This is a genomic window from Lentzea sp. NPDC092896 (assembly GCF_044754905.1).
Taxonomy (GTDB): domain Bacteria; phylum Actinomycetota; class Actinomycetes; order Mycobacteriales; family Pseudonocardiaceae; genus Lentzea.
Genome location: NZ_JBIVPX010000004.1, coordinates 731,059 through 740,876 on the forward strand (window position 1 = coordinate 731,059; position 9,818 = coordinate 740,876).

Genomic DNA, 9,818 nt, shown 5'->3' on the forward strand with positions numbered 1-9,818 from the left:
GTCCATGATGGACAACTACGGCACACCTTCGCTGCAGCTGGAACGCGGTGAGGGCGCGCACGTCTGGGACGCGGACGGAAACCGTTACGTCGACCTGCTGACGGGTCTCGCGGTCAACGCTCTCGGTCACGCGCACCCGGCGATCGTCGAGGCGGTCTCGACGCAGATCGCGAAGCTCGGCCACACCGGCAACCTGTACGTGAACGAGCCCGCGCTGAAGCTCGCCGAACGCCTGCTGGACATCGCGGGGGAGCCCGGCAAGGTCTTCTTCTGCAACTCCGGCGCCGAGGCCAACGAGGCCGCGCTGAAGATGGCACGCCTCACCGGCCGCACCAAGATCGTCTCCACGCTCGGCGGGTTCCACGGCCGCACGATGGGCGCGCTGACGCTCACCGGCCAGGAGCCCAAGCGCGCGCCGTTCGAACCGCTCGTGCCCGGTGTCTCGCACGTCCCGTTCGGTGACGTGGCAGCGCTTGAGGCCGCGATCGACGACGACACGGCGGCGTTCATCGTCGAGCCGATCCAGGGAGAGCAGGGCGTCATGGTGCCGCCCGCCGGCTACCTGCAGGAGGTCCGCCGGATCACCGCCGAGCACGGCGCGCTGTTCATCCTCGACGAGGTGCAGACCGGCGTCGGCCGCCTCGGCACCTGGTTCGCGTTCCAGCAGGCCGGGATCGTGCCGGACATCATGACGCTGGCCAAGGGCATCGGCGGTGGCCTGCCGCTCGGCGCGACGATCGGCTTCGGCGCGGCGGCGGAGCTGTTCAAGCCCGGCCACCACGGCACCACCTACGGCGGCAACCCGGTGTGCTGCGCCGCCGGACTCGCGGTGCTCGACACGATCGCCTCGGAAGGCCTGCTGGAGCACGCCTCGTCCGTGGGCAAGGAGATCGCCGCGGGGGTGGAGGCGTTGCACCACCCCGCGATCTCCGGTGTGCGGGGAGCCGGCCTGCTGCTCGGCATCACGCTGCGCGAGGCGGTCTCGGCGAAGGCCGCGGCGGCCGCGCAGAAGGCCGGTTACCTGATCAACCCGATCCAGCCCGACGTGCTGCGGCTCGCCCCGCCCCTGGTTCTGGAAGAGTCCGACGCGCAGGCCTTCGTCGCCGCGCTTCCCACCTTCTTCGAGGAGACGCAGTGACTTTGCGGCACTTCCTGCGCGACGACGACCTGTCCACTTCGGAACAGGCCGCGGTGCTCGACCTCGCGGACACCTACAAGGCGGACCGTTTCTCCGCGAAGCCGTTGGCGGGACCCAAGTCCGTCGCGGTGATCTTCGAGAAGAACTCCACGCGCACCCGGTTGTCGTTCGAGGTCGGCATCGCCCAGCTCGGCGGCAACCCGGTGATCATCGACGGCCGGTCGATGCAACTGGGCCGCGAGGAGACCATCGAGGACACCTCGCGGATCCTGTCCGGATACGTCGACGCGGTCGTGTGGCGGACGTTCGCCCAGGCGCGCATGGAGGCGATGGCGTCCGTGTCGCGCGTTCCCGTGGTGAACGCGCTGACCGACGAGTTCCACCCGTGCCAGGTGCTCGCGGACCTGCAGACGATCCGCCGCCGTTATGGCCGGTTGGCCGGTCTGACGCTGACGTACCTGGGCGACGGCGCCAACAACATGGCGCACTCGTTGCTGCTCGGCGGGGCCACGGCCGGCATGCACGTGCGGATCGGCGCGCCCGCCGGGTTCGTGCCGAACCCGCAGTTCCTGGAGGACGCCAAGAAGCGTGCCGCCGAGACCGGTGGTTCGGTGGCGTTGATCAGCGACCCGCTCGCTTCCGTCGACGGTTCGGACGTGCTGGTCACCGACACGTGGACGTCGATGGGGCAGGAGAACGACGGCAAGGACCGCGTCGGCCCGTTCCGCCCGTACCAGGTGAACGCGTCGTTGTTGGAGGCCACGGGCAAGCCCGACTCGACGGTGCTGCACTGCCTGCCGGCGCACCGCGGCTGGGAGATCACCGACGACGTGCTCGACGGCCCGCAGTCGCTGGTGTGGCAGGAGGCCGAGAACAGGCTGCACGCGCAGAAGGCGTTGCTCGTGTGGTTGCTGGAGCAGTCGTCATGACTCGCACCGCCCGTCAGGGCCGCATCGTCGAGATGGTGGCGCAGCGTGCCGTCCGCAGCCAGTCCGAGCTCGCGAAACTGCTTGCGTCGGAAGGCATCGACGTCACGCAGGCCACGTTGTCGCGCGACCTCGACGAGCTCGGCGCGGTCAAGCTGCGCGGCCCTGACGGCGGTGCGCCGGTCTACGTGATCCCCGAGGACGGCAGCCCCGTGCGCGGCGTCCAGGGCGGAACGACGCGCCTGGTCCGCGTGCTGGGCGAACTGCTGGTGTCCACGGACTTCTCCGGCAACCTCGCCGTGCTGCGCACTCCTCCCGGCGCCGCGCAGTTCCTGGCGTCCGCGCTGGACCGCGCGGCGTTGCACGAGGTCGTCGGCACGATCGCGGGTGACGACACGATCCTCGTCGTGGCCCGCGAGCCGATGACCGGCTCCGAGCTCGCCGACCGGATCACCTCGCTGGCCGCTGGTCACGTCGATGAATGAGCCCGTGCACGCCGTTCTGACGTTCGACGCGGGTGTCGTGGTGGCGGTGGACGGCGAGACCGTCTCCGTCGCCGAGGCCGTCCGCGAGCTCAACTTCCGTGCCGGCGTCGTGCGGTCCAGTCTGGGATCGGTCGCGGTGCGGGTCGCACGGATGGCACTGACCTCGGGTTCCGGCGAGGTCGACGTCGCGCTGTACGAGGGGCGCGTGGTCGGGCTGGTGGCCCGTTCGGAAGAATCGCTTTACGACTTCGCTAGCTGAAAGTTGCGTGTGATGAGTTCTTTGTGGGGTGGCCGGTTCGAGTCGGGACCGGCCGAGGCGATGGCACGGTTGTCGCTGTCGACGCACTTCGACTGGCGGCTCGCGCCGTACGACATCGCGGGCTCGCGCGCGCACGCCCGTGTGCTGCACGCCGCGGGACTGCTGTCGGACGACGAACTCGCCGGCATGCAGAAGGCGCTCGACGAGCTGCTCGCCGACGTCGAGTCCGGCGCCTTCACCCCGGTGCTGGAGGACGAGGACGTCCACACGGCGTTGGAGCGCGGCCTGATCGACCGCGCCGGCACCGAGCTGGGCGGCAAGCTGCGCGCCGGCCGTTCCCGCAACGACCAGGTCGCCACCCTGTTCCGCATGTGGCTGCGCGACGCGGCTCGCCGGGTTTCCGCCGGCGTTCTGGACGTGGTGGACGCGCTGGCCGCGCAGTCCGAGACGCACTTCGGTGCCGTCATGCCGGGCCGCACGCACCTGCAGTCCGCACAGCCCGTGCTGCTCTCGCACCACCTTCTCGCGCACGCCCACGCGTTGCTGCGTGACGTCGACCGCCTGCACGACTGGGACAAGCGCGCCGGGTTCTCCCCCTACGGCTCCGGCGCTCTCGCGGGATCCTCGTTGGGGCTGGATCCCGCGAAGGTGGCCGCTGACCTGGGCTTCTACGCCCCGGTGGAGAACTCGATCGACGGCACCGCGTCCCGCGACTTCGCCGCCGAGATCGCGTTCGTGCTGGCCATGATCAGCGTGAACCTCTCCCGGGTGGCCGAGGAGATCATCATCTGGACCACCGCCGAGTTCCGCTTCGCGGTGCTCGACGACGCCTGGTCCACCGGCAGCTCGATCATGCCGCAGAAGAAGAACCCGGACGTCGCCGAACTCGCGCGAGGCAAGTCGGGCCGTCTGATCGGCAACCTCGCCGGACTCCTGGCGACGCTGAAGGCCCAGCCGCTCGCGTACAACCGCGACCTGCAGGAGGACAAGGAACCGCTGTTCGACTCGGTCGAGCAGCTGGAGCTCCTGCTCCCGGCCTTCGCGGGCATGGTGGCGACGCTTCGCTTCGACGTCGCTCGCATGGCCTCTCTCGCTCCGGCGGGCTTCACCCTGGCCACCGACATCGCGGAATGGCTTGTGCGCCAAGGCGTTCCGTTCCGCGTGGCCCACGAGGCCGCCGGTGCGTGCGTCCGCGCGGCCGAGTCCCGCGGCGTCGGCCTGGAGGACCTGACCGACGAGGAGTTCCTCGCGATCTCGCCCGCCCTGACCTCCGAGGTCCGTTCGGTGCTGACCGTCGAGGGCTCCATCGCCTCGCGCGACGCCCACGGCGGCACGGCCCCCGTCCGCGTCCGCGAACAGCTGGACGCACTCGTGGCGAAAGCTGCCTCCGCACGTGAGTTCTAGGCTGCTGACCAGGGAGGAGCTGGCCATCGACCCGGTCGATGCGTCCCGGCTCCTCCTCGGTTCGTTCCTGGAGGCCGACGGCGTGCGAGTGCGCATCGTCGAGGTGGAGGCCTACCGGGGCGGCGACGACCCGGCGTCCCACTGCTACCGCGGCAGGACCCCGCGCAACGAGGTCATGTTCGGCCCGGCCGGCTTCCTCTACGTCTACTTCGTCTACGGCATGCACTTCTGCGCCAACGTCGTCACCCTGACCGACGGCGTCCCAGGCGCGGTCTTGTTGCGCGCGGGCGAAGTCGTCGCAGGTGAGGACATCGCGTTCTCGCGCCGCCCGGCCTCCCGTTCCGCCGCCGAACTGGCCAAGGGCCCCGCACGGCTGTGCAAGGTCCTGGGGCTCGACCGGACGCAGAACGGCCTCGACCTGACGTCCGCTGAATCGCCCGTGCGTCTCTATGCAGGCGAACCGGCGGTGAAGGTGCACGCCGGCCCACGCGTCGGTGTCGCGGTGGCGATGGACGTGCCGTGGCGGTTCTGGATCGACTCTCCGGCCGTGTCGACCTACAAGAGAGGCGGCAAACGCCGCTCGTCAGCGTGACAGCCTGTCCAGCGCGGCCTTGAACTCGAGCTCCAGGGCAGGCTCCACCTCGAACACCAGCGGCACCGTCATGTCGATCCGCTCCCCGGCCGTCAATCGCTCGACCAGCGTGTCCGCCACCTCGCGCAGATCCCGCGCCACCCCGTGCATCGCCTCCAGCTGCCGGTCGGCGAACCGCGCCTGCACCCGCGCCGCGACACGGGCCTGCTCGTTCGCGTAACTGGTCCCGTGGATGCCGCGCGCCCAGTCGAGGATCTCGTCGAACGTCCGCACGAACAGCTCGCCGAGGTGCACGATCTGGTCCGCGTCCCCCGCCTCGCCGGACCTGCCGAACGCGGCCTCCTGGGTGTCCGCCGTGAAGACCGAGTCCACCGCGACCTTGATGATCTCGCTCAGCAACACGTTGCGATCGCGGATCAGGTCGATCCCGTTGCCGTGCTCGACCGTCCCGTTGCGCGGCGAGTAGCGCAGGAAGTGCTCGCGGTACTTCTGCTGCAACTCCGCAAGTCCTTGCGCCACAACAGTCGCGTAGAGCAGGTACTCCCAGCCGCGCGGTTTCTCCCGCACCAGCGCGTCCACGGACTTGGGCGTGATCGGAGTAGTGGACGTGAACTCGGCGCGGTGTTGCGCGAGCTTCTGCACGACGGACTGCGCGATCACCTCGGTGCTGTGCGCTCGCAGGTCCAGGAACCCGATGCTCGACAGCAGACCAGGCACCTTGGTGTCGTCGAGTTTGATGGGCAGCAGACACTCGTTCTGCTGCTCCAACGCCCGTGTCTGGGCGGTCTGGCGTTCGTGCCGTGCCAGCGAGTGCTCGACGTAGTGCCGTGAGGTGAACATCAGCACGTACCGGACCTTGTCCGTCAACGTCTCTGCGATGTGTTCGATCAGGTTGCGGCCCCACCGCGCGACGAGCTGGTCCTCGTCGTAGTAGACGTTGACGCCGAGCTCTTCCAAGCGCCGCACGATCGGCTCGACCTGCGCGCGGTCCTGCTCGGCGAACGAGGGGGCGACGTCGAACTCGTACTCGGCCACCGGGACAAGGTACGGGTCCATTCGACGTTCTGGGGGGACGTACGTGGAGAAGCTGCTGGCCGAGGTGGCCGCCGAACTCGTCGCCGAGGCCAAGCCGGGATGGGACTACCTGACGCTGCGCGCCAGTTGCGACAGCGGGTACACGAACCACAGGGTCACGTCCGAGCCGCCAGAACACAGCGAGCGCGTGCGCCACCTCAAGTCGTTGGTCGCTCTCGGTTCTGACGGCAACGTGGTCGTGGAGATGCGAGTCGAGCCGGACGGGGCGTTCACGGCGCTACTCACCGACGGCATCTATCAGAGCACCGGCTCCCTGCCGCCGAGCTACACGGTCGTGTTCGAACCACGGCCACGTCACGTCATCCCGCCGTACGAGCGCACCGAAGTGACGTCGACCGGCCCGTTGGCGGCCGTCGAAGCCGAGCTCGGCGTACCGCTGCCGGCCGAGGTGCACGAGTTGTACCGCAGCGGTGTCACCGAGTTCGGCGACCACGTGCTGCTGCCCGCGGACGAGATTCTTGCTGTGTGGCAACAACTTCTGGACGACGAAGCCTTCTTGGCGCACGACCCGGACAACTGGGCGGAGCCGATCCCGCACACCGCGCCGCGAGACACCGTGCGGCTCGTCGGACACCACCCGCTCTGGGTGCCGATCGTGCGGTATCCGTCAGGCGAAGCCTTGTGCGTCGACCTCGCTCCCGGCCCGCGTGGTCGCCTAGGCCAGGTCATTCAGCCTTCTCTGGGCTGCTACCCGCTCGAACTCCTCGCGGACTCCGTGACCGAATGGCACCGTTCGCCCGAACGCATTGAGTCGTCCGGCATGAAGGGCCACTACGACGTCACGGACTACGAGGTCGACGTGGTCGCGTACCTGGGGAGCGAGTTCCCCACGCTGCGTGAGCTCGGCCTGCGCGAGCTGGGCGACGCCGATCTGGCGCCGCTCGCGAGCATGGCGGACCTGCGGGACCTGAAACTGAGCGGAGGACGTCTGCGGATCGACGGACTGGCGCATCTGGCACTGGAACGCCTCGAAGTCACCGCGACAAGCGTCGACGTGCCCGCGTTCGAACGGTTGACCCGTCTCAAGGTCGAAGGCGCGCGCGTCGAACTGCCCGCCCTGCCGAACCTGCGCGTCCTCGACGTGTCACGCGCGGACGTCGACGTCGAGTCGCTGCCGCAGGTGGATCACCTGACCCTGAACGCGGAGCAGTGGCGGCGGTGCACGGTGCGCCCCGCCGCCGCGACCCTCACCGGCGAACACTCGCTCGCCAAGGCTCTCGACTGGGCCGGGAGCCTTGGCGTGGAGTTGCCGCGCCGCCTCGTCAGCGGACGGCCGTAGTCCTGCGGTACCAGGCGCGACGGTGTCCGACGGGCAACGCGACGCGGGTGATCAGCGTGGTCAGCAGACCGCCGATGACCAGCCACAGCAGCGCGGCCAGGCCCTCGTTGAGGAGGGTGGCGACGGACGCGTTCTCCGGCGTGAAGAGACCGTCCAGGCCGAGGGTGATGCCGTCCGCCCACCCCGCGACGAACTGGAAGAACCCGTTGCCGGCGTTCGCACCCGCGATCACCAGGAAGATGTGCACCAACAGCACGATGGCGAACGTCCAGCACACGACGTCAATGACCGCACAGACGGTCCGCACCGTCCGTACCCTGCGGTAGTCGGCGTCGCGCTCGACGACCTGCTGCTCCTCGACAACCGGCTCGTTCACGCGCGGCATGCGCTCGGTCGGCCGGCGTAACTCCGCATCACGTGGGTCCGTCATGCGGGCGGCATACCCGTCGGAGCACCGGGTCGAAACCCGTTGGACCAGGTAGGCGACAATGAGTGCCGTGAGCGAGCACATCCTTGACGAACTGTCCTGGCGCGGCCTGATCGCGACGTCCACCGACCTCGACGCACTCCGGAAGGACCTGGACGCCGGCCCGCTCACGCTCTATTGCGGTTTCGACCCCACGGCGAAGTCGCTGCACGCCGGCAACATGGTCCCGCTGCTCATGCTGCGGCGCTTCCAGAAGGCGGGGCACCGGCCCATCGTGATGGCGGGTGGCGCCACGGGCATGATCGGCGACCCGCGCGACAGCGGTGAGCGCACGCTGAACTCGCTGGACACCGTCGCCGAGTGGGCCGAGCGCATCCGCGGCCAGCTGGAGAGGTTCGTCGACTTCGACGACTCGCCCACGGGCGCGGTCGTCGAGAACAACCTCAACTGGACGGGCCAGGTCAGCGCGCTCGAGTTCCTGCGCGACGTCGGCAAGCACTTCTCGATCAACGTCATGCTGTCGCGGGAGACGGTCAAGCGCCGTCTCGAAGGCGACGGCATGTCGTACACCGAGTTCAGCTACCTGCTGCTGCAGTCGAACGACTACCTCGAGCTGCACCGCAAGTACGGCACCGCGCTGCAGGTCGGCGGCTCGGACCAGTGGGGCAACATCGTCGGCGGCGTCGACCTGATCCGCCGGGTCGAGGGCAAGCACGTGCACGCGCTGACCGCGCCGCTGGTCACCGACGCCGAGGGCCGCAAGTTCGGCAAGTCCACCGGCGGCGGCAACCTGTGGCTCGACCCGGAGATGACGTCGCCGTACGCCTGGTACCAGTACTTCGTGAACGCCGACGACGTCACGGTGCTGAACTACCTGCGCCTGTTCACGTTCCTCACCCGTGAGGAACTGGACGAGCTGGAGAAGCAGACCGCGGAGGCGCCGCACCAACGTGCCGCGCAGAAGCGTCTCGCACAGGAGTTCACCGACCTGGTCCACGGCGAACGCGCGACGCAGCAGGTCATCCTCGCGTCGTCGGCGCTCTTCGGCCGGGGCGAGCTGCGTGACCTGGACGCGTCGGTGCTGGAAGCGGCACTCGCGGAGGCGCCCAAGGGCCAGGTGCGGCTGGCGGACGAGCCCACCATCGTCGACCTGCTGATCGCGTCCGGCCTGGCGGACAGCCGGGGTGCCGCGCGGAGGACGGTCAACGAGGGCGGCGCCTACGTGAACAACGCGAAGGTGACCGACGAGGAGTGGAAGCCGGCGTCTTCGGACCTGCTCCACGGCAAGTGGCTGGTGCTTCGACGCGGCAAGCGCAACAACGCGAGCGTGCACGTAGAGCTCTGACCTGCACGTTCTGGTCGCAGAAGGCCGCCGATCCCACCTGGGACCGGCGGCCTTCGATCTTTCTGGATGTGATCGCGGTCACAGTGTGTGGGGATCGGGCCTGCGATAGCTTGTTCATGGGTCCTGTACGGGGCTGTTGACCTGCGGTTTCTTAACCGCAGGCGACCGTGATGCCCCCGATTTGACCCTGCGTTGGCGTGCGTGTAACTTTCTCCATGTCAGCGAGGAACGGGCCGGGAACACCGGAACGGAGCGCGACACAGATCACGAACCAAGCTTCCACGGACTGTGGTAGAGTGGGTGATCTGGAAACGACGAAGACCCAGCCGGTAGCTCTTCTGAGCTCAGAGGCCAAGGGCGTCGGAAGTTTCAACCACAAAGCTTAAGTTACGACACAGCCCCGGAAGCGACTCTCTCCGTGAGACTAGCTGCGGTGTGCGCGTGTTCTTTGAGAACTCAACAGCGTGCCGAAACACAGCCAGTAATATATGAATTACCTCCTCGTCGAGGTAGTTCCTTTGAGGCAAGACTAGATTGATGCCAGACATATTCCGTCTGGAGCGATCAAACACAATCCTTATTGGAGAGTTTGATCCTGGCTCAGGACGAACGCTGGCGGCGTGCTTAACACATGCAAGTCGAGCGGTAAGGCCCTTCGGGGTACACGAGCGGCGAACGGGTGAGTAACACGTGGGTAACCTGCCCTGTACTCTGGGATAAGCCTTGGAAACGAGGTCTAATACCGGATACGACCACTGATCGCATGATCGGTGGTGGAAAGTTCCGGCGGTATGGGATGGACCCGCGGCCTATCAGCTTGTTGGTGGGGTAATGGCCTACCAAGGCGACGACGGGTAGCCGGCCTGAG

General features: G+C 68.1%; 10 protein-coding genes and 1 rRNA gene. 9 read left to right on the plus strand and 2 right to left on the minus strand.

All coding sequences use genetic code 11. From position 1 onward, the window contains the following. Window positions 1-4 precede the first annotated feature (4 nt). Genes ACIQF0_RS24435 through ACIQF0_RS24460 form a run of 6 tightly spaced genes read left to right on the plus strand, consistent with a single transcriptional unit; the run spans window position 5 to window position 4,804 of the window. On the plus strand, window positions 5-1,138 hold the full coding sequence (locus tag ACIQF0_RS24435; RefSeq protein ID WP_360046880.1) for an acetylornithine transaminase: 1,134 nt from the start codon (window positions 5-7) through the stop codon (window positions 1,136-1,138). Next, window positions 1,135-2,067, plus strand: coding sequence for an ornithine carbamoyltransferase (gene argF / locus ACIQF0_RS24440; protein ID WP_360046869.1), 933 nt, complete (start codon window positions 1,135-1,137; stop codon window positions 2,065-2,067). Before ACIQF0_RS24435 ends, argF begins: the two co-directional genes overlap by 4 nt. Next, window positions 2,064-2,549: an arginine repressor gene (locus ACIQF0_RS24445; RefSeq protein WP_360046870.1), complete on the plus strand. Its 486-nt coding sequence runs from the start codon at window positions 2,064-2,066 to the stop codon at window positions 2,547-2,549. Before argF ends, ACIQF0_RS24445 begins: the two co-directional genes overlap by 4 nt. Beyond that, window positions 2,542-2,808 (plus strand): argininosuccinate synthase, encoded by a 267-nt coding sequence (locus tag ACIQF0_RS24450; RefSeq protein ID WP_396425839.1) that lies wholly within the window; start codon window positions 2,542-2,544, stop codon window positions 2,806-2,808. The genes ACIQF0_RS24445 and ACIQF0_RS24450 overlap by 8 nt, the downstream gene beginning before the upstream one ends. Window positions 2,809-2,820: 12 nt before the next feature. Continuing rightward, window positions 2,821-4,212, plus strand: coding sequence for an argininosuccinate lyase (gene argH / locus ACIQF0_RS24455; RefSeq protein ID WP_401032782.1), 1,392 nt, complete (start codon window positions 2,821-2,823; stop codon window positions 4,210-4,212). Further along, window positions 4,202-4,804 carry a DNA-3-methyladenine glycosylase gene (locus ACIQF0_RS24460; protein WP_401032784.1) on the plus strand — a complete coding sequence of 201 codons (603 nt, stop codon included), beginning with the start codon at window positions 4,202-4,204 and terminating at the stop codon, window positions 4,802-4,804. The genes argH and ACIQF0_RS24460 overlap by 11 nt, the downstream gene beginning before the upstream one ends. On the opposite strand, the gene ACIQF0_RS24465 is transcribed toward ACIQF0_RS24460, so the two are convergent. Beyond that, window positions 4,796-5,839, minus strand: a complete 1,044-nt coding sequence (locus ACIQF0_RS24465) for a toll/interleukin-1 receptor domain-containing protein (protein ID WP_401032786.1) — start codon at window positions 5,837-5,839, stop codon at window positions 4,796-4,798. The two genes, ACIQF0_RS24460 and ACIQF0_RS24465, sit on opposite strands and share 9 nt — an antisense overlap. Window positions 5,840-5,882: 43 nt before the next feature. On the opposite strand from ACIQF0_RS24465, the gene ACIQF0_RS24470 reads away from it, so the two are divergent. Continuing rightward, window positions 5,883-7,178: an SMI1/KNR4 family protein gene (locus tag ACIQF0_RS24470; protein WP_401032788.1), complete on the plus strand. Its 1,296-nt coding sequence runs from the start codon at window positions 5,883-5,885 to the stop codon at window positions 7,176-7,178. Here ACIQF0_RS24470 and ACIQF0_RS24475 read toward each other — a convergent pair. Then, complete coding sequence (locus ACIQF0_RS24475; protein WP_401032834.1) at window positions 7,162-7,563, minus strand: hypothetical protein; 402 nt, start codon at window positions 7,561-7,563, stop codon at window positions 7,162-7,164. The genes ACIQF0_RS24470 and ACIQF0_RS24475 overlap by 17 nt on opposite strands. Window positions 7,564-7,675: 112 nt before the next feature. On the opposite strand from ACIQF0_RS24475, the gene tyrS reads away from it, so the two are divergent. Both tyrS and ACIQF0_RS24485 read left to right on the plus strand, forming a co-directional pair. Beyond that, window positions 7,676-8,950 (plus strand): tyrosine--tRNA ligase, encoded by a 1,275-nt coding sequence (tyrS, locus tag ACIQF0_RS24480; RefSeq protein ID WP_401032789.1) that lies wholly within the window; start codon window positions 7,676-7,678, stop codon window positions 8,948-8,950. A gap of 577 nt (window positions 8,951-9,527) precedes the next feature. Further along, window positions 9,528-9,818: ribosomal RNA gene (locus tag ACIQF0_RS24485) — 16S ribosomal RNA — on the plus strand; the annotation flags it as partial.

What these genes read in the sequence shown, in the direction of transcription:
- ACIQF0_RS24445 (WP_360046870.1), top strand. Translation starts at nt 2,064, where the DNA reads ATGACTCGCACCGCCCGTCAGGGCCGCATCGTCGAGATGGTGGCGCAG.
- argH (WP_401032782.1), top strand. Translation starts at nt 2,821, where the DNA reads ATGAGTTCTTTGTGGGGTGGCCGGTTCGAGTCGGGACCGGCCGAGGCG.
- ACIQF0_RS24475 (WP_401032834.1), bottom strand. Translation starts at nt 7,563, where the DNA reads ATGCCGCGCGTGAACGAGCCGGTTGTCGAGGAGCAGCAGGTCGTCGAG.
- ACIQF0_RS24435 (WP_360046880.1), top strand. Translation starts at nt 5, where the DNA reads ATGATGGACAACTACGGCACACCTTCGCTGCAGCTGGAACGCGGTGAG.
- ACIQF0_RS24450 (WP_396425839.1), top strand. Translation starts at nt 2,542, where the DNA reads ATGAATGAGCCCGTGCACGCCGTTCTGACGTTCGACGCGGGTGTCGTG.